Genomic DNA, 18,011 nt, shown 5'->3' on the forward strand with positions numbered 1-18,011 from the left:
CGGAAGGGACAACGATGCCTTCGATATCAGCGAACCGTGGCCCGGCCAGCGATGGTGATGACGCCGGCGACCACAATCCAAAGGCGCAGAAGCGTGTACCCAGCTGGATACACCGCCACCCGTTTGTCACCTTCGGGGTCGTAATCGTCGTCGGATGGCTGTTCTTCACGCTCGTTATAGACCGAGCCGAAACAGTAGATACCCACGATGTGGAGGCGCCGGCAACGAGCGATGTCACCGGTGACGAGGCCTTGCCCGAGACCACGCCGACCACCACCCCGCCCGCCGACACGCATTCTCACGAGCCCCTGGGACTTCCTGACCAGCCGAGGCTAATAGCCCGGAGCTTCGCCCAAGACTTCACGAATCCAGCGCCTGGATGGTGGGATCGCGTGACCCGATGGACCACACCCGCACTCGCCGAGGCATATCGGACAACCAATCCCGCACGCATCTCGGCAGCGAAGTTGGAACTGATCACCGAGCAGGCGACAGGGACATCGGTAGTCGACTTCATTGCCAACTACGACAACGGCATGAACGTCGGAATCCGCGTCGAATACGTCGAGCGGGAATGGACAGTGACCAGCTGCGTGCCGATGAAGACTGCGTACTGACCCATCCCGCTCCACCTTGCAAACGATCAGGCCCCGCTCAACCTCGCCCAGGACGAGCGGGGCCTTCCTCATGCCACCACTGCTGACGATGAGTGATCTACCGGGTGGCGAGTGTTCGGATACCACCTGAGGAAGACCGGCCCTCGTGCAATGCCCTGCTGATGCCGTGACCGCCCCGCGCGGTGGACGGTGATAACGAAACTGTCCCCGAAGGGTGCGGTTCGCTCCGATCCGTACTCACTTCGTTGCGCCGTTCGGAGCGTAACGCACGTGTCAAGGGGATGGGGTCTCAAAGTGCTGGTTGTTGTCCGGACTCAATGAGTCTGATGTTGACTCGGTGAAACTGATGCCGAGGGCGGTCAATCTGTTGTCCGGCTCAGTGATCTTATGCCGGTGCGGTCATGATCGCCACCACGTTGGTGTTGGTGTCCGAGCTGATACACCCGTCGACGGTTTGCGCGTGGTGGGTGGTGCGACCACCTGGACTACCAGCGTCTTTGAGTTCGGCTTCGTCAGCCATGTAGGGCAGTGCGGTCCACCTTTCACTGGTTGACGTTGGGCGGCGAGCTACGAGTGGACTGCGCAACCATGCCGTCCGACACAAAAACGCCCTCCAGCGCCACGCGCATCAGATTCAACGAGCCGCGAGCGAACATGGCGGCGCAATCGAAACTGACGCACCACCGGGACGGCATCACGGCATCAGATCCACCGAGTCAGGACCGGAGTTCGGCAACTTTCCGCTGAACCGGATGCGGTAGGCGCCCGGTAGGCGAATGGGCACCTACCAGAGTGCGCTGAACGAGCTTCCGAACCCATCGCCGGAAATTCCTCGGCTGCCAGATGTCACAGGGACCCGCCCTACCCCATCTCCCTAAAGCAGAAGCCGCGGAAACCAACTGCGGCCGGCAAGGAGGCATCACCATGACCGAGGCGAATCAGCCCAAGGACATGATCACGTCGATCCTGTCCTTTGTCGTAAGCGGGCACACTGGCCGTGTCCTTCCCGGTGGGACGAGCTATCCCACCCGCAGCCGCCCCGCCCTCGAACCGAAACCTCGGAAATGCCTTCACCCGGTGTTCAGGATTGTCGGTCGGGGCGAAGACCGGTGAGTCTCGCTACTATGCGGGCCCCTCACACTGGCCGCTCGCTCGCCCTCGAGCCGCGGCAGCACCCCTGGTTGCGCAATGCGACGATCACCGCGGCCGGCGGCGTTCTTTTCGCCGCCACCGCTCCGTTCGCTGGACTAGACGACTGGGCTGCACCCGGCGCCGTAGCCGTCGCCTCAGCGTCGGTCGGTGTGGGCGCACACGGCTACCGAACCCAACTACGTGAACTCGAAGTCGACCGCGCAACCGAACAGCTTTGCCACGTGATGGGACTGAGTAGTCCGAGTCGCGAAGGTCTGCGCGCATCACGATGGTCGAACCGGTGGCCGGGCCGCCCCGGACGACTTGTTGTGCGCTACCCGTCCGCGAAGCTCGCACTCGACCCGAACTTCATCCCCCGCATCACCGAGGTGCTCTCCGGCCAAATGTGGGGGGACTACCGGGTCAGCAAGCATCAACGCAAACAGTGCCGGATCGTCTTTGTGCCGGAGATTCGATCCGATAACTGCGCGGAGCAGCCAGCGGTATCCGCACGGGCGAAGCGCACGATCCTGACGTTGCTCGGGCCGACCGGGCGGGTGACGAAGACCGAGTTCGATCCCAACACCGGCGAGCTTGTCGCCCTCGAAGCCACGCATGAGGCAGGTGTGAAGCTCGCCCCATCCGGGTATCGCACCCGCATCGAACGCACGGCCTCAGCCAACCTGCCCGGCCGGTGGCGGACACGCTGGAACCTCGAGACCGATTGGGTCCGATTCGAAGTGCGACCGACCTTCGACCCCAACGTCTGGCATCCCGCAATCACACTCGACGAAGACTTCGACCCGCTCGTCAACTATGACGCTGTCCGAATCCCGTACGGCATCGACGAAGACGGCAATGTGATGTCCTGGCGGCCGGCCGTCGACCCGAACGTGATGCTCGTCGGAGCCCCGGGAACCGGTAAGACGGTCACCGCGCATACCCTCCTGACCGAGATCGCATACCGGGCATGGATCGTCTGGGTCGCCGATGGCAAGGGGGTCGAGTTCCTTGGGTATCAGGACTGGCCCAACGTGCAAATCGTCGCGTCGAGGATCGAGCACCAGGTCGCCGTCATCCACCGCGCGTGGCAAGTGATGGAAGAACGCTACGACGCAATCGTCTCGGGGAACGCGAAAGAGACCGACTTCGAGCCACTGGTTCTTTTCGTCGACGAGTTCGCGGACATCCGCGGCAATCTGCTGAACTGGTACTCAACCATCAAGGGCAAGGGTGACCCGACCAAACCCCGGACCCTGCAGGAGATCGCAAGCATCGGGCGAAAGGGTCGCACCGCCCGCGTCCATCTCATTATCGGCACCCAGCGGCCCGACGCCGAGTACTTCGGCGGCGACATGCGCGACAACTTCCGTATGCGCGTCTCGATGGGCCGACTCTCACCGCAGGGCGCCATGATGATGTGGGAATCGCCCGCCATCGGTACCACGATTCCACGGGGCTGCCGTGGCCGTGCAACCACGATCAATGATGCCAACCGCGATGTCGAGATTCAGACGTATCGAACCCCCGACCCGCGAAAGGTAGGTGATGGTGATGAGGGATACGAGCTCTTCGAGATCCTGCATCCCCCGGTGACCCGGCACGAACGATTGGTGATCCTCGACCCGGAGCCTGATCCAGTCGATATCGATACCGGCGACTCGACGGAAGAGGTCGAGATCCGCTTCCGTGACTACGTGCAAGCCCCCTGGGGCAGAGCAGCAGACCACCCTCTCCACGATCCGGTCGCGCAACGGGATAGGAAATACATCGGGCAGGTTCGCGGGGCGAACCCCATGTCGGTCCTTGGGCTTGATGAAGGACAGGCATCGAGCAGCAGCGAGACACGAATGGCCTCGCTGCTTGCCGACGCTGTCAATTCGCTGCACAGGCCAGAACTCTCAGTAGTCCCCGCTATGTCGGACGATGACGTCGACGACTGGGAAGGGTTCAGTGAGGCTGAATCTCGCTCGCCAGGAGACCTACAAGTCGGGGACTTGATCTTGGTCGACGAGGAGACCGACCAATGGGCTGTCATCGATACCGACCCTGGCCCCGATGAATTCGATGACGACGACCACATCGCCATCACTTGGCGTGGTGATGGCGATCTTGAGGGAGTGATTTCCATGCCCTATGACTCCGAAATCGCCTGCCGTAAACCACTCGAGTTCAGCTCCTGAGAGAAGCGAGACGTCGATGAACAACACCCAGTCCGGGCAGAAGGCGCTCAACGACAACGACCTCCTCGCCCTGATCTTCTTGTTCCCATTCCTGCTTCCCTTCGCACTTGCGCTCGTACCGCAATGGAGGGACACGGCAGCCACATGGCTGCTCGATCATCAAGTTCTCGTTACCGCCGCCGATGCGTTGTGGGTCCTTCCCGGCATCGATGCCGGCGTCGATGGTCGCCGACTGATCATCCTCATCGCTGTTGCCGTGATCTTGATTGCCGGATCTTTAACGGCTGTGAGAGCGGCGTATCACCGGCGCGCTTTCCGTCGTCTGCAGAGCGGAGATCGTCAATGACTACGCCACAAGATCGGGGTCAAAGAATGGACGTCGCCCAGGATGCTGCGGTACCGTCAGGTTCGTCCATTGAGATGCGGTCTCACCAACCGTACAAAAGAAGAGAGAATCCAATGTCCTTGGATACCTGTGTTTCGCATACCCCTATGCAACCGGCCGAGGCCAACCATCACGCCCGAACTATCGGAGACAATGCGGTCGTCCAACTGTCCCGCTCCACCGCTACAGTAGGGGCGGAGCTGGACACGTCGAGGAAGGGTTGGTCCCCTGATCCGCGTGTTCGGTTGGGCGGCGTTCAGCGCCGATCCGCCCGTCGCGGCGAGCCGTCTAGGACAACTGCTCGTCGCGGCGGGTCCGCTGGTCTTCCTCCCGGGACAGTTCCGGTCACCGGTGGTGTTCGCGCCCACCTGCAGGCGCTCCGTCGCGCAGGCTTCGCCCTCCGCGACCTGACCTCTCTGACCGGGCTGCCGTCACGTGACCTCGGCGTCGTTCTGCGATCGACCACTGTGTACGTCTCAGAAGATGTCGCCCGACGCATTATGTCAGTCCAGTTCCAGCCGACTGGCGATCATCGCCGCAAAACCCCCGGTGTCGGCGCCAAGCGACGGATTCAGGCGCTGGTAGCCCTCGGGTTCCCCCGCCATGATCTGGCTGCACGACTCCGCCGCAGCCCGGCAGTTCTGAACGATCTCCCTGAAGACGGGCTGATTACTCGCCGCCTGTGGTTCGAGATCTCCGCACTCTATGACGAACTGTCGATGACAGCCTCGGCGCCGGATCCGGACGTTCGGGACTGGGCACGCATCGAGATGGGGTGGGCGCCTCCGTTGGCGTGGGATGACGATGAGATCGACGATCCTCGGGCGCGGCCGCACCAGCCCAAGAGTGTTCTCGGTGTCGATGACGTTGCGATCAAGCGCTGCCTCGATGGTGACCGAAGCATCGAGCTCGCCCCCGACGAAGTCCAGGTCGTCCTGGCGCTATCCGAGCGCCAGAAGTGGCCGCGCCGCAGGCTCGCGGCCGTCCTGGGCACCTCCGAGGAAGCGGCAGCTCGTCGATTGGTTCGTTACCGTGACCGTATGCGAACCCAGGGTGGAGCGGCCAGGGCGGTTGACGATGCTGCCGCGTGACGCGGATCGACGCGATGACTTGCGTGTGGTGTTGGCCGTTGCGTTCCTCTCGCTCGGTGTGTGGGTGATCGCATGGCTCCTCGGAACCGCATCTCTGGGTCTAGGTATGAGCGCTTTCATTGCTGCAACCGTGACCGCTGGTGCATCGCTTCTCCTCGCCACCCCACTGCAGCGTTGGTGCACGTTCAGTGGCATCGACTTCGATACTCGCACCTCGAGGAGAAGCGTCGTTGCCGCCGCCGCGGTCATCTCTAGTTCTGCGGTCGTTTTCGCTCCCATCGAGCCAACGCTCGCGGCGTGGCTGTTCTTGATACCTCTGGCGCTCTGGGCGGCGGTGGTGGATTTCCGAACGGGCAGAATTCCCTCTCCGCTGACGTACTGGGCTGGTGGCGGAACACTCGTGCTGCTCACCGTTGCCAGTGCTGTGGAACAGAACTGGTCTGCGCTGCTTCGAACCTTGCTCGCTGCCGCAGCGTCATCGCTGGTGTTGTTCACTCTCGCGGTTCTCACCGGAGGTGGGATCGGGATGGGGGATGTGCGGCTCATATTCTCTCTAGGCGCCGTTCTCGGATATTTCTCGTGGCAGTGGGCGGCTGCCGGTCTCATCGTTCCGTTGCTGCTGATGTTCCCTGTTGCGGTTGTCCGCATGGTTCGTGAACGTGGCAGTGCATCTTCGGGAATCGCCGCGGGGCCATACATGGTTGCTGCCTGCGTCCTGCTGACCGCCTGCGCGGCATAGCAACTAGAGCGTGCTGCGGCTTCACAATCCTGAGTTTCGCGGTTCAACCAGCAACAATATGTTCGCAGTGTCTTTCGGTGTCCAGGATGCCCGCTAGATTCCGGCTATTGCAAGTGCGCCCGCACAGATCCTCGGAAGGAGGCCGCATGAGGGAACAGGATCGTCCCACAGTGGTAGCCGGGCTCCTCGCCGTTTCCGCGATCGGTGGTGTGGTCACGGCAGACGTTCCGTGGCTCATCGTCGGACCAGGCCCGGACCCCCAAGGAAAGGACAAATAACAGATGGCACCCGCCGGCAAGAAGTCCGATTCCGCACGTAAGGCAGCCGAAGCCGTTGCCCAGAAGGCGCTTCAGGACAAGGTCGCCCTGGTGGGGGCGATCGGGGAAGCGCAGGCTGCCGTGGAAGAACTTGGTGAAGAGAAGGTGGAACTCGAGCGCCGACACGAGGAAGAGCGTGACGCTCTCGAAGGAAAGATCACGGACGCGGAGCAGAGGGTACGCGGTGCCTACGACACCGCGGTCGCGGGAGGATGGACTACGAGGGACCTGGCAGACATGGGCATCAATTCGCCCAGAAAGAAGCGTAAACAGCGCCGCTCACCCGCATCAACGACACAACAGGACGAAGCCACGCCGCAACCGGCCAACCCCCAGCCGACACCCGACCCTGAACTTCAACCCGCACACCAGTACTGACCACAGTCATGAGCACGCAGGGAGGACGACATGCACCACGACCGGCACGCCGACATGAGTGCGGTCCCGCAGCTACTTTTGCCCTGCAGATCCTGCGAGCTCGAGATTCGCGCCGGCGTGACTACGAGTTACGTGCGGCCGGCGGTGTGGGCGGTGATCCTCAAGGATTGTTGCCGTGGATACCGGCGTCAGTCGCACCTCGTCTGTCAGGAGCACTTTCTCGAGTTGGTATCGCAGAAGTTCCCCGCACGTTGCGTGTCATGCGGAACGGTCAGTCGATCGTTGGCGGATGTAGTCGACACAGCGATGACTCTCTGCGGCCAGCCGCCAGTGACTGATCGCTGTCCTCCGGGGATAGCCAGCTGAAATGGCGAAACGTTCGTATTCGAGTAGCCCTGACGGCAGTGTAGGAGTCGTCGATATCGATCATGGCGACTCCGATAACGCGATGAAGAAGCAGGCCGACGTTGTTACTGAGGCGTCGTTCATTGATCGCGAGAGGGAACGTGACGGTGCACGCGAAATCGATGCCGCCGTGGAAGGAATGTCACTGACGCGGGCAGCGAAGGATCTTCATCGCGCGTATCCGCGGTCGACGAGCCATGCGGATATTCATCGCCGGATGGAGCGGAGGCTTCCGAGCGAAATCGAACTGCGGAGATCGATGAGTTCGAGGCAGAGAAAGGCGCGCTCGGTAACCAAACGTCAGGTGCTGGAAGCGATGCCCAATACCCAGCACCGTGCGCTGAGCAGGTTGGTCCAGGAGCCACAGCGGTGGGCCGAGGTGAACGCGTCTCTTTCCAAAGTCAACGGGGACGCAGTGCAACTCGACGACAAAGATCGTCAACACGTCCAACGTGTTGATCGAGCGATCCAAGCGTACGAGAAAACATCAGGTAGAGGGCACATCGTCTACACCGAGGTAACGATGCCGGATTCGATTGCAGTCCGAGAGCAACTCCCGGGCTCGCTCAGTGCTGGGACGGTTGTCTCGTTCGATCGGTTCACCATGACCCGGCACAACCTCCACGAACTCGACGCTGAGCGCGGTTCCAACGATCTCGCACTCGAAATCCAGACCTCCCGCGGAATGTACCTCGGTATGTCAGATACTGCGGGAGGAAACACTGCTCACCTGCTGCCTCGCGGGATCCGTCTCGAGGTCGTCGCGGCGCATTATGCTCCCTACGAGCGCAATGGAGGTTCGATGGGGGAGCGGTTGGTAGTGCAGATGAGAGAAGTACCGGACCCAGACCCAGCGGATGGGGAGCGATGACATGGTGTGGAAAGACAAACACGGGCGTGAAGAAATCTTCGTCCACCCCGACATCCTGAGCGGAAAGGCCGGCAAGGCGCAGTTCAGAATCACGTCGCCTGCACCCGACCGTGACGCGTCCGGCCCCTCAGACGGACCGGCGACCGACGCGGATACGAGTCGAAAACGGGCGAGCGCGGAACAGAAAAATCGGAGGCCACCAAAGGGTGTGCCTCCGACTCTCGCTGTGCAATCTCAGTGACCCGACTATACCCCACCAGGAAGCCCCGCGGTGGAACGGAGAGCAGAAAGCCTCTATCGCTCAACTGAATTCGTATAGTCGTGGCAGTACTGTGGTCAGTTCCTCGAAGAGTGACGGCCACCCGCGCTTAAGCCATGTCACCCGCCCCCTCTCGAGGAAGCTCGCGTCGATGATGTGGCTGACTCGATGCTGCTGTTCGGGTACGCCGAGGTCACGAAGGATGGTGTACACCGGGTTCATCGGCAACCGAGTGCGTGCAATGTAAGCCCACACGTCGTCGCGGCTCCAGTTCCAGATCGGGCCGAACGCTACCGTCCCGTCCGCCCGTTCCACCTTCCCGCCATGTCGATCCCGTTGCTGCTGTCTCGTTGTGCAGCAACCCCGACAGTTCCGATCGACCTGCTCAGCGAGTGCCCGGTGATACAACGACCAACGACCCGAGCCCTTCACGGACTCGTCAGCGCGCACTCCCCAGATTTCACCTGGACCTTGATCGCTGTGTGCGCGATTGGCCGGCTGGGTGATCAGGACGTCGTGCAATGGATGCTCCGACGCGGTGTTCGGTGCAGTCAGATCCCACGCCCCCGATTGAGCGAGGTACTGCAACAGCGGCGGATCCGAAGGGTAGACGGAGAGGTTCAGGTCCCAACGGTCGGCCAGGTCAGAGATGTACGTGTACGTTTCCGGATATTCGGCTCCTGAGTCGAAGAACACCACCGGAATATTGGAGTCGACTTGCCGAGCCAGGTGAAGCGCAACGAGCGAATCTTTGCCACCGGAGAAAGCCAAATACCCGTCTGCGTCATCGAGGTGCTGCTCAATACGTGAAAGAAGCGCCCCGAGATCGTGACCAATAGGGCGATGAGCACGCAGAACATCGAGATCGAGTCCGTCTGGCAAGTCTCGCATGGCGCCCCTTTTCCGCACATCCTCAGGGTCTCCTGAGTGTCGCTACAAACCAGTCCCACGGTCTCACGGTAGTCGGACTGGTGGGTGCACGAGCGTCGCGCTCAGTGTCCCACTACGGTGATACCGTCCCGACGAATACCCAACCGACCTGCGAAAAGATGAGGGGGACTCCGTGCCCAGCGATCACGAGGACGCTCAACCACCGACTTGGCTTCTCGGCGGAGATGAGCAGGCCGACACAACGACGCCGGCGACCAACGGAAGTCGCTGTACCACTGCTCCCGCCTCCGCTCCGCTACACAACCATCGGGAGGCCGCGAAGGGGACGAGTGACGTGCCGGTCCAACCGGCCAACGGAACGACGTCGGCGAGGACGGGCAACCCGGTTCCGGCGGTGCCGCAGCCGTCCGGGCCGACATCGAACCTCGATACCCCCCGGCAGCCGACATCGTTCGACTCGCTCTCACCGGCCCCCGCAGTCACCACCCCTGCACCCGCCCCAACTCCGCCTGTGAGTCCGATCTTCAGGCCCCCGGCCGCTGCGGCAGAATCAGATCCGGCCGCGCACCAGGCGGAACCGCTGCGCGGCCGACAGCGGACTGCTGACGTTCTCGCGGGCGGGGATCCACCCGCCGGTTTCGTGCATCCGGCGTCGGCGCCCCAGGAAGCTCCACCTCAGCGTCAGCAGTCGGATTTCCGCACCGCCGCACCCTCGCAGCGGATTTCATCGATCGAAGATCTCGACATCATCAAGCGCGCCAAACGGCCACCCGAGCGGGGCGTGGGGAAGCTTCTGTACAAGGTCAGCGGTGGCAAGATCAACACCGGCCAGTCCCCGGCGGAACTCGAGCACCAGGAACTCGTCCGACGGGTGAATCACCCGGTACGAGGCGTCTACAAAATTGCGTTCGTCTCCCTCAAAGGCGGAGTGGGAAAGACCACCGCGGCGATGACGTTGGGTTCAACGTTCGCCTGTCACCGCGGCGACCGCGTGGTAGCCATTGACGCGAATCCTGACCTCGGGACGTTGGCGGACCGTGATCGGCGCGAGCACCGCCACACCGTGCGCGACCTCCTCGCGGACGAGAACATCCGATCCTACAGCGACGTTCGTGCCTATACCTCACAGGGTGAAAGCAGATTGGAGATCCTGGCGAGCGAGGAAGATCCCGAGACATCGGAATCCTTCAACGAACAGGACTACCTCGATACGCTGCGCATCCTGGAAGTACACTACAACCTGGTTCTCACTGACTGCGGCACCGGCATCATGCACTCGGCCATGCACGGAGTGCTCTCGGAGGCGGACGCCCTGGTCGTAGTCAGCCCCACCGCGCGAGATGGGGCCAGGAGTGCTGAGGCCACGCTCAATTGGCTCAGCAAGCACGGCTATCAGAATCTCGTCGAACGCACTGTGGTGGTGATCAATAGCACGCGTCCCGGAGCGTCGCCCCTCGACCTCGATCGGCTCACCCAACTCTTCCGCGACCGCGGCGTGCGGGCGGTGCGCACACTGCCTTACGATGATCATCTCGGTGAGGGCGGCACGATCGATCTGAAGTTGTTGAACAAGAAAACTGCTCGGGCGTACCTCGAGCTGGCGGCTGACCTCGCGGACGACTTTCCGGAGCCACTCGGGCGGCACGTGCGGAACTGAAGACTCCACCCTGACCCAACCTGAACGTGCAGGGCAGGCCACGAAATGACCGGCCCTGCACGTTATCTGTCCGCTTCTGAGTGTCCATCCCCGCCAATAGGGTTTTGCGTATGGCCTCCACTACCGCTGCAATGAGATGTGACAGGAACGAAGCGAGGTACGACGTCTGCACGGCCGCATATGTCGCTGCCCGCCCGACGACACTCAGTATTCCTTCCACCCCGGACGTCTGCGCCCGCTGTGCCCGCGTTGGATCGGCGTGTGTGCCAGCCTCGAAGATCATTTCCCGGGCCTTCACCGCCTTCGATTCGTGGCAGGACCCCACCCGCACAGGCCTGTGCTTCGTCTGCGCATGGATCTACCGCGAACCCGCCCTGCGCTCGGCGATGCACCTGGTCACCACAACCCCCTCCCTGAGCGTTCTCAACTCGCGTGCCCTTGCCGCACACCTGGCCGGACCGATCGCGGACGATCATGCGCTGGTCGTGCCTCTGCGACCAGGGCGTAAGCACTTGTTTCCGGCAGCGAGGTGGGGTGCGGTCGCCGTCGACGACATCACCTTCGAATGGTCTGGCTCGGATGCAGCGACCCTGCACGCGATGCAGCGCCTCCGCGTTGAAGGTTTCTCCCAAACGGCGCTGAGCGCAGCAGCTCCTCCCTACGCCTTCCTGCAAAAGGTTGCGCCACACAAGTGGGGACGTGTCCTCGATGATTGGGAACAGCTCAAACGCTGGCGAAGTGAGCCGCCCTGGTGGGAACTCGGTCTGCGGGCCTCCGTGCCGACGAAGGTGTCCGCGTGAGCTCACCACAGCAGGCTCCGACGACCACGTGGCTCGCGAGCGCCCCGGAGTTGCCGCCACTCGACGGCCCAGCTGCCACAGCTGAGCGGCTCGTACTCCTGCTGCATTATGGGATCGACTGGGATAACAGCTGGGTGGCGTCCCGCCGTTCGACCTACTGGGACCACCACCTACCCGATCGGATCCGTATCGCGACCTATCGCAGCGGAAGCAGCCTGGACCGCTGGTGGGGTCTGGTTGCCGAACAACTCGAATCGGTCCCCAACCTCGACCAACGGCGTGAGCTCACCATCTTGTTGCGTGAACCGCCCAAGCCGGTATTGACCGTGATGAGGTTGTCCACCAAAGCCCTTGTTCTGAGAACACAGATCGTCGCCGCCGCGTACCGAAAAGCTCGGCGCGCAGAGAAGGCAGGCAGCTCGTGACCACCACCGTGCATTGGGATCTGGCCATCACCGCGTTGTCCTCGATTTCCCACAAGGACGACGACACCAGCACCACGACGGCACTGTTCCGTCGTGAACCGGTGATCCAGCCGGACGGCACAGAGGAGTTGGTGCCGATCGTTTCCGGAAACTCGTTCCGAGGCGCACTGCGCCGAACCGGGGAGGAGTTGCTCCGCGACGTCCTCGACTACGAGGGAATCCTCTCCCTCCCGGCCGCACACACCCTCCGCAGCGGCGGGGCGCTGCGAAAGATCAACGGAGAGCCGATCTCCGGCCGCCGACTCGAACGACTGCGCACCCTCATTCCCCAGATCGCGGTGTTCGGCGGCAACACCACTGGCACGATGGTCAAGGGCCGCCTGCAGGTGGGCAAGGTCGTTCCGAAGGTAAGGGAGACCGCGCACATTCTCCGCAATCCCGGCGGGGCGCCGCTGCCGGGACAATTCGATCTCCTCGGACTCGAGCGGTACAGCAGATTCGACGACGCCGACAGTGGCGACTTCCCCACCCCCCGCGCACCGGACAGCAGCAGTGGCAATCAACTGATGCGGTACGAGATCGAAACCTTGCCAGCAGGCACCCAGTTCGAGTCCTGGCTACGCCTCACTCGCGGCACCGACCAGGAGGTCGCGTTCTTCCAGGACGTTCTCGACACCTTCGCCGCCGATGGTCGGATCGGTGGACGGCAGGCAATCGGACACGGCCTGATCAAGCTTGAGTCCGACCGGAAAGTCGTCGCAGGGCCATCACCGCTGGACTGCGATTGGCGTGAACGGGTGCGTGACGTTCGCGGAGAAGCGCTCGATGTGTTGGCCGGCCTGACGTGATGCGTCCGCTGCTCGTGCGTGCGCACTTGGCTCATGGCCTCGCGCATGGGTCGCCGTGGGCAACGAGCCTCGACGGTCTCCTGGCCGCGGAGCTCTGGGACGAGCACAAAAGTCAGGAACGATCCTGTGGCAGGGAGGTCCCCAGGCTCGATCCCTCCATCAGTCCGCCTGACCTCGACTTGCCGCTTGCCCGATGTGAATTGGCCGGCAGCGATTCTTGGCACTGGGCCGCGACCTGCGCCCATTCTGACATCCCGGTGGATCGGCCCACCGTCCGCTACTGGACAGCGAGACCGGATCACACCGCCCTTGGGGACCTGGTCCAGACCCTTCCCGCGTCGATATCAGAACGGCAGGGCCCATACCGTGCTCGCATCATGCCGTTGCTCGCGACAACTACGGCAAGCGTGTGCTGGCAGGGAATCGGCGACATCGACGCCATACGCTCAATCCTCGAACCCGTCGTCGCAATCGGAAAGAAGAGGAGCCAGGGTGAAGGCCATGTCCTTCGCTGGGAGTTCGCCACACTCGACATCGATGGGTGTGCCGCAGCGCATCTCTATCCGGACGGCAGCCTCGGCCGCACCACACCCGCCGCGTGCCTGAGCAAGATCGACATTCCACAGACCGGCGGCTTCGGCACCGCCGGCTTACGCCCGCCCTACATGCATCCACTCCGGAAGCGCCCGCTTCACCTGCCGCGGCAGTAAAACCGTCGAGAGCACGCACCTTGGGGCGAGCTGCAGCTGCCTTCCGTATGAGACGACCTCTCATCATCCGAGCACGTAGTTGGCTACTGCATCGAAGGAGAATCGGAAAAGAGAGAAGGCCAGTCAGCCCAACCGAAAACGGGCCACTCTCATCCGCGGAGCGCGATGCAGCCAGCGGGCGCAGATGGCTTTGCCCCGGATGAGGCCGTCTCACATTGGCAGCCAGGCCTGATGGATGGCACGACGGCCACTGCGCGGCCGCTCGTCGGCGCGCTCAGATGATCGTGCTGATCCTCGCCTGACCGAAGTGCATTGCGCTCATCCAAATAAGTTTGCCAGTTCGGCGAGCCAGACCGACCCATTCGATTCCTGGACCCCGACTCTCGCGGTGCCGGGGACCGGACTGCAAATGCCCTTCGGGACACCATATTTGCGCAGGTAATCGCATATAGTTGCGGTGTCCTGTTAAGCGCGACTCACCATCGCGCCGAAGAATACGGAGTCTTGGAATGGCTGATGTGGCGACTGCTGTGACGGTGTTGGATGCGAATGGGCGGGCCGGTGTTCCGTCGTTGTTGATCTCGGGTCCGGGTATGGGTAAGTCGAGTCTGGTGCGGGGGTTGGCGGCGTCGGACGGGGTGCTGTGCGAGACGGTCCTCGGGTCGTTGCGGGAACCGGCCGACTTCGCTGGCCTGCCGGTGGTGCGTGAGCACGGGGTGACGTTGGAGGCTCCGGACTGGGCGAAGCGCATTCACGCCGAGGGTGGTGGCTATCTGTTTCTGGACGAGTTGACGACGAGTCCGCCTGCGGTGCAGGCGGCGATGCTCGCGGTCGCGTTGGACCTGAAGGTCGGTGATCTGCAATTGCCGAAGGGGACGCGGGTGATTGCGGGTGCGAATCCTCCCGATTGTGCTGCCGGTGGGTACGAACTGGAAGCGCCATTGGCGAATCGGTTCTGCCATGTGGAGTTCACTCCGTCTGTTGATGAGTGGTTGGACGGTATGGCGACTGGGTGGGCCACGCCGCCCGCCTCGCGTGCGGTGGCGACGGACGAACAGCGCGTGGCGCTGGTGCGTAGTTCGATCACCGGATATGTCCAGCGCAACCCGGAAGCGTTGGACGCGTTCCCGTTGTCGGCGGCGCAGACCGGGGGAGCGTGGCCGTCGCGACGCACGTGGGCGATGTTGGCGGCGGTGTTGCCGCATCTGCGTGACGACGACAACGCGGCGATCAATGCGGCGGTGTTCGGGCTGATCGGTGAGGGGACCGGTGTCGAGTTCCTGGAATGGCGCAGGAATGCCGATCTGCCCGACCCGGTGGCGGTGATCGAGAATCCGGAAACGGCGTTCGACTGGCAGTCTCGTCCGGACCTGGTGTGGGCGGTTCTGGCGGGTGTGACGGCGTGGGCTGCGGGGCGGGGCACTGTCGAGGCGTGGCGCAGCGCGTGGGGGCCGCTGATTGCGGCTGCGGAAGCGGGTGCACCTGATGTGGCGGGCGCTGCGGCGCGGACGTTGGCGAAGGCGCGGCCCGCCAAGGCTGTGGTTCCGGCTGCGGCGAAACGGTTCTCCCCGATGTTGGTGGCTGCGGGTCTGGTCGGTGAGGCGGCGTGAGCGCGGTGCGGGTACTCGACCCGGACGAGTTGCGCGCGTTTCGGTTGGCCCGGTTGGTCTCTGCCGAACAGATGCCGTACTTCATGCGGGCGTTGTTCGCGGCGCAACCGGTGGCTGCGCCGGGGCTGGGCACGTTCGCGGTAGATGCGCAGTGGCGGTTGTATCTCGATCCGGCGCTGCTGGTCGGTGCGAACGCGTGGCCGGTCCCGGTGGCGGGTGCGGTCCTGTTGCACGAGGTTGGGCACTTGCTGCGCGCACATGCCGCGCGCGCAGAGTTCTTGCCGAAGCCGGTCGCGCACGTGGCGTGGAACTACGCCGCCGATGCGGAAATCAACGATGACCTTCTCGCGGCCGGTGTCGGACTGCCCGAAGGGGTGATCACCCCGGAGTCGTTCGGGTGCGCATCGGGAGGCATCGCGGAGGACTACTACACGAATCTGGTAGATCCGTCTGCCCCTTCATCTCCGAACGCAGACGGCGATGGTGATCCGGGGTGCGGGTCCGGTGCGGGGTGCCCTGCCGTGCCCGGCGAGTTGGGTGCGGGCGGGAATGAGGTCACCGAAGGTCTCGACGGCGCGGAGGCCGACCTGGTGCGGCGGTATGTCGCGCAGGCCGTTCGTGAGTCTTCGGGAAAGGGGCGGGGGAGCGCCCCGGCAGGATTGGCGCGGTGGGCAGGTGAGGTACTGGCACCGCCGACGGTGGCATGGGATCGGTTGTTGCGTGCGGTGATCCGGCGCGTCTTGGCGGATCAGGCGGGACGGACGAACTACACGTATTCGCGACCCTCGCGGCGCGGGATCCCGGGCATAGTCGCTCCGGCGATGCGCGGCCCGTCGATCACGGTCTCGATTGTGGTCGACACGTCGGGATCGATGTCGGCAGACGATCTGGATGCGGCGATGAGTGAGGTTGCCGGGGTGCTGCGGGCTGGCGGTGTGGCACGTGATCGGGTGCGGATTCTGGCCTGTGATGCGTCGAGCACAACGGCGCAGCCGGTTCGGTCCATCGCGGACGTGAAACTGATCGGCGGCGGCGGCACCGACATGCGGGTGGGTATCGAGGCGGCCAATGCTGCGCGTCCGCAGCCGCATGTGGTGATCGTCCTGACGGACGGGGATACGCCGTGGCCGGATCGCCCGTCGCGGTCGCATCTGGTGTGCGCGGTGATCGGCAGTGACGCGGCGGCGGGGCGTACACCGTCGTGGGCGTCGACGATGTCCGTGCCGGTCGGTGCGGGAGTTCGCGCATGAGCGCGGCAGGAAGCGGCGACCTGGTCCGCTACGCCGACCGGGTGTTGGCCGGTACCGGGATCACCGCCCACCAGGTCGCGGCGGTAGTGGCAGGTACGGCGACCGATGCGGCGGCGGCGGCTCTGCGCGCCGGTTGGCGCTGTGCCGCGAATCCGGTGCATGTGGGGAGCGACGAGGGACGGGGAGCGGCATGAGCGTGGAATGGTTCGACCTCGCTCAGCGGCTCTATGCCGCCGAAACCCGGTCGCCGGTCGCTCGGCTCACGCACACCACGTTCGTGCCGTCCACGGCGGCGCTGGCGGTGCGTGCGGTGGCACGTGGTGGCAGCGTCACCGTGGCAGTGGCCGGTTTCGAGGGCCGCGAGGAACGTACCCGCGACGTGGATGCCCTGGGACTGCTGGCCGCACACGGCGGCACCATCGTGGGGCGCTGCGATCCGGCACCGTTGCTCACCGACGACACCGGCACCCTGCCTGCCCTGGTGACGCTGGCGCGGGCGCACGCACACCACCCGGACCCGCAGGTGGCCGGTGCAGCGGCCATGGTGGCGTGGTGGGCGGATCGGGCAGACCATCCCGGCACGTCGGCGGTGGTGAATCTGGTGGCCGCGTCGTCGGCGCGGTACGTCCTCGGCACCACCCCGGAGGCCGAACGGTCGGCGACCACGTGGCGGCAGTGGTTGGGCATCTCCGATGACAGCGTCATCGGGTTGCATGAGTGGGCCGCGAAGATCAGTGGCGGACCGCTGCTGCCACTACTGGAGCCGATTCACGAGGATGACCGTTATTCGTGGGACCGCGCGCTCTCGGCAGCGACAGCCGGGCATGACTGGTCGCGCCCGGACAACACCGCCAGCGCCGCCATGGGACTGCGCACCCGATGCGATGCCGCCGACTTGAAAGCTGCTGCCCTGCTCGATGATCCGCTCTGGCGGCAACGCGCAGTCCATACCGGGCATGTGGCGGTCGGGGTGGCATCGGTGACCCCGCCGCCGATCCGGTCGCGTCGGCGCAACGCATCGCTGGCGGTGACCTGTGAGCGGCTCGATTCACGGTTGCGCGTCGGCTCCGAGGTCACCGGCTGGATGGGCACCCCAGCGGACAAGCCTTTCGAGCGGTTCTGTGTCGAGGTCACCTCGGCACACGTCGTGGAAGGAAAGTTGGTCCTTCATCTCGGCTCGGTCGGCGCACACGCCCCCGCACCGGGAGCAAGGGTGTGTTTGATGCCGCAGCCGCCGTCCCCGCAGACGATGCGCGCGGGTCGGGGCCGATACTGGCGGCTCTACCGTGCCCGCCGTTCCTGGCTCTCCACCGGCCAAACACCGGTCGCTGCGCGGCGTGAGGTTCCCCTCGACGTGCTGATCGCGGGCGCAGAGGACTAGCCCCGGAAGCCTGCACCGTCACCCGAAAACAGCTTGCTTCACACCACCTTTCGTGAAAGGTCG

At 63.9% G+C, this 18,011-nt stretch carries 19 protein-coding genes; 17 read left to right on the forward strand and 2 right to left on the reverse strand.

The genetic code is table 11. The features are described 5' to 3' along the window. Positions 1–14 precede the first annotated feature (14 nt). On the forward strand, positions 15–617 hold the full coding sequence (locus JWS13_RS00205; RefSeq protein ID WP_206003905.1) for a hypothetical protein: 603 nt from the start codon (positions 15–17) through the stop codon (positions 615–617). 385 nt (positions 618–1,002) lie between these two features. Here JWS13_RS00205 and JWS13_RS45860 read toward each other — a convergent pair whose 3' ends face one another. After that, a complete protein-coding gene (locus JWS13_RS45860; RefSeq protein ID WP_259375192.1) occupies positions 1,003–1,137 on the reverse strand; it encodes a hypothetical protein in 135 nt (44 codons plus the stop codon). 661 nt (positions 1,138–1,798) lie between these two features. Between JWS13_RS45860 and JWS13_RS00210 the strand changes: the two genes are divergently transcribed. The 7 genes from JWS13_RS00210 to JWS13_RS00240 all read left to right on the forward strand — a co-directional run bounded on the left by JWS13_RS00210 (position 1,799) and on the right by JWS13_RS00240 (position 8,117). Then, positions 1,799–3,931, forward strand: coding sequence for an FtsK/SpoIIIE domain-containing protein (locus tag JWS13_RS00210; protein ID WP_206003906.1), 2,133 nt, complete (start codon positions 1,799–1,801; stop codon positions 3,929–3,931). Between the two features lie 16 nt (positions 3,932–3,947). Then, entirely contained in the window at positions 3,948–4,277 is a 330-nt protein-coding gene (locus JWS13_RS00215) for a hypothetical protein (RefSeq protein WP_206003907.1), read from the forward strand. Between the two features lie 276 nt (positions 4,278–4,553). Further along, positions 4,554–4,727 carry a hypothetical protein gene (locus JWS13_RS00220; protein WP_206003908.1) on the forward strand — a complete coding sequence of 58 codons (174 nt, stop codon included), beginning with the start codon at positions 4,554–4,556 and terminating at the stop codon, positions 4,725–4,727. 89 nt (positions 4,728–4,816) lie between these two features. Next, positions 4,817–5,407, forward strand: a complete 591-nt coding sequence (locus JWS13_RS00225; RefSeq protein ID WP_206003909.1) for a hypothetical protein — start codon at positions 4,817–4,819, stop codon at positions 5,405–5,407. Further along, the gene (locus JWS13_RS00230) at positions 5,394–6,146 is read left to right on the forward strand and encodes a prepilin peptidase (RefSeq protein ID WP_206003910.1); all 753 of its coding nucleotides are present in this window, start codon (positions 5,394–5,396) and stop codon (positions 6,144–6,146) included. Before JWS13_RS00225 ends, JWS13_RS00230 begins: the two co-directional genes overlap by 14 nt. Positions 6,147–6,427: 281 nt before the next feature. Next, on the forward strand, positions 6,428–6,841 hold the full coding sequence (locus tag JWS13_RS00235) for a hypothetical protein (protein WP_206003911.1): 414 nt from the start codon (positions 6,428–6,430) through the stop codon (positions 6,839–6,841). A gap of 448 nt (positions 6,842–7,289) precedes the next feature. Then, positions 7,290–8,117: a hypothetical protein gene (locus JWS13_RS00240; protein ID WP_241031975.1), complete on the forward strand. Its 828-nt coding sequence runs from the start codon at positions 7,290–7,292 to the stop codon at positions 8,115–8,117. 301 nt (positions 8,118–8,418) lie between these two features. On the opposite strand, the gene JWS13_RS00245 is transcribed toward JWS13_RS00240, so the two are convergent. Beyond that, a complete protein-coding gene (locus tag JWS13_RS00245; RefSeq protein ID WP_206003913.1) occupies positions 8,419–9,267 on the reverse strand; it encodes a phosphoadenosine phosphosulfate reductase domain-containing protein in 849 nt (282 codons plus the stop codon). A gap of 640 nt (positions 9,268–9,907) precedes the next feature. Here JWS13_RS00245 and JWS13_RS00250 point away from each other — a divergent pair. The 9 genes from JWS13_RS00250 (at position 9,908) to JWS13_RS00290 (ending at position 17,948) form a co-directional block, all read left to right on the forward strand. After that, positions 9,908–10,924 (forward strand): MinD/ParA family ATP-binding protein, encoded by a 1,017-nt coding sequence (locus JWS13_RS00250; RefSeq protein ID WP_241031976.1) that lies wholly within the window; start codon positions 9,908–9,910, stop codon positions 10,922–10,924. A 263-nt stretch (positions 10,925–11,187) separates the two neighbouring features. Next, a complete protein-coding gene (locus JWS13_RS00255) occupies positions 11,188–11,724 on the forward strand; it encodes a hypothetical protein (RefSeq protein ID WP_206003915.1) in 537 nt (178 codons plus the stop codon). Continuing rightward, positions 11,721–12,149: a hypothetical protein gene (locus tag JWS13_RS00260; RefSeq protein ID WP_206003916.1), complete on the forward strand. Its 429-nt coding sequence runs from the start codon at positions 11,721–11,723 to the stop codon at positions 12,147–12,149. Before JWS13_RS00255 ends, JWS13_RS00260 begins: the two co-directional genes overlap by 4 nt. Then, positions 12,146–12,997: an RAMP superfamily CRISPR-associated protein gene (locus tag JWS13_RS00265; protein ID WP_206003917.1), complete on the forward strand. Its 852-nt coding sequence runs from the start codon at positions 12,146–12,148 to the stop codon at positions 12,995–12,997. The genes JWS13_RS00260 and JWS13_RS00265 overlap by 4 nt, the downstream gene beginning before the upstream one ends. Positions 12,998–13,374: 377 nt before the next feature. Next, positions 13,375–13,707: a hypothetical protein gene (locus tag JWS13_RS46110; protein ID WP_319617499.1), complete on the forward strand. Its 333-nt coding sequence runs from the start codon at positions 13,375–13,377 to the stop codon at positions 13,705–13,707. Between the two features lie 509 nt (positions 13,708–14,216). Beyond that, positions 14,217–15,317 (forward strand): ATP-binding protein, encoded by a 1,101-nt coding sequence (locus JWS13_RS00275; protein WP_005261707.1) that lies wholly within the window; start codon positions 14,217–14,219, stop codon positions 15,315–15,317. Beyond that, the gene (locus JWS13_RS00280; RefSeq protein WP_005261709.1) at positions 15,314–16,567 is read left to right on the forward strand and encodes a vWA domain-containing protein; all 1,254 of its coding nucleotides are present in this window, start codon (positions 15,314–15,316) and stop codon (positions 16,565–16,567) included. Before JWS13_RS00275 ends, JWS13_RS00280 begins: the two co-directional genes overlap by 4 nt. Continuing rightward, positions 16,564–16,761: a hypothetical protein gene (locus tag JWS13_RS00285; RefSeq protein ID WP_005261712.1), complete on the forward strand. Its 198-nt coding sequence runs from the start codon at positions 16,564–16,566 to the stop codon at positions 16,759–16,761. Before JWS13_RS00280 ends, JWS13_RS00285 begins: the two co-directional genes overlap by 4 nt. After that, entirely contained in the window at positions 16,758–17,948 is a 1,191-nt protein-coding gene (locus JWS13_RS00290) for a hypothetical protein (protein ID WP_005261715.1), read from the forward strand. The genes JWS13_RS00285 and JWS13_RS00290 overlap by 4 nt, the downstream gene beginning before the upstream one ends. Positions 17,949–18,011 lie beyond the last annotated feature (63 nt).

Source organism: Rhodococcus pseudokoreensis, assembly GCF_017068395.1.
Lineage (GTDB): Bacteria > Actinomycetota > Actinomycetes > Mycobacteriales > Mycobacteriaceae > Rhodococcus_F > Rhodococcus_F pseudokoreensis.

What these genes read in the sequence shown, in the direction of transcription:
- JWS13_RS00205 (WP_206003905.1), top strand. Translation starts at nt 15, where the DNA reads ATGCCTTCGATATCAGCGAACCGTGGCCCGGCCAGCGATGGTGATGAC.
- JWS13_RS45860 (WP_259375192.1), bottom strand. Translation starts at nt 1,137, where the DNA reads ATGGCTGACGAAGCCGAACTCAAAGACGCTGGTAGTCCAGGTGGTCGC.
- JWS13_RS00215 (WP_206003907.1), top strand. Translation starts at nt 3,948, where the DNA reads ATGAACAACACCCAGTCCGGGCAGAAGGCGCTCAACGACAACGACCTC.
- JWS13_RS00225 (WP_206003909.1), top strand. Translation starts at nt 4,817, where the DNA reads ATGTCAGTCCAGTTCCAGCCGACTGGCGATCATCGCCGCAAAACCCCC.
- JWS13_RS00230 (WP_206003910.1), top strand. Translation starts at nt 5,394, where the DNA reads ATGCTGCCGCGTGACGCGGATCGACGCGATGACTTGCGTGTGGTGTTG.
- JWS13_RS00235 (WP_206003911.1), top strand. Translation starts at nt 6,428, where the DNA reads ATGGCACCCGCCGGCAAGAAGTCCGATTCCGCACGTAAGGCAGCCGAA.
- JWS13_RS00240 (WP_241031975.1), top strand. Translation starts at nt 7,290, where the DNA reads ATGAAGAAGCAGGCCGACGTTGTTACTGAGGCGTCGTTCATTGATCGC.
- JWS13_RS00245 (WP_206003913.1), bottom strand. Translation starts at nt 9,267, where the DNA reads ATGCGAGACTTGCCAGACGGACTCGATCTCGATGTTCTGCGTGCTCAT.
- JWS13_RS46110 (WP_319617499.1), top strand. Translation starts at nt 13,375, where the DNA reads ATGCCGTTGCTCGCGACAACTACGGCAAGCGTGTGCTGGCAGGGAATC.
- JWS13_RS00275 (WP_005261707.1), top strand. Translation starts at nt 14,217, where the DNA reads ATGGCTGATGTGGCGACTGCTGTGACGGTGTTGGATGCGAATGGGCGG.
- JWS13_RS00285 (WP_005261712.1), top strand. Translation starts at nt 16,564, where the DNA reads ATGAGCGCGGCAGGAAGCGGCGACCTGGTCCGCTACGCCGACCGGGTG.
- JWS13_RS00290 (WP_005261715.1), top strand. Translation starts at nt 16,758, where the DNA reads ATGAGCGTGGAATGGTTCGACCTCGCTCAGCGGCTCTATGCCGCCGAA.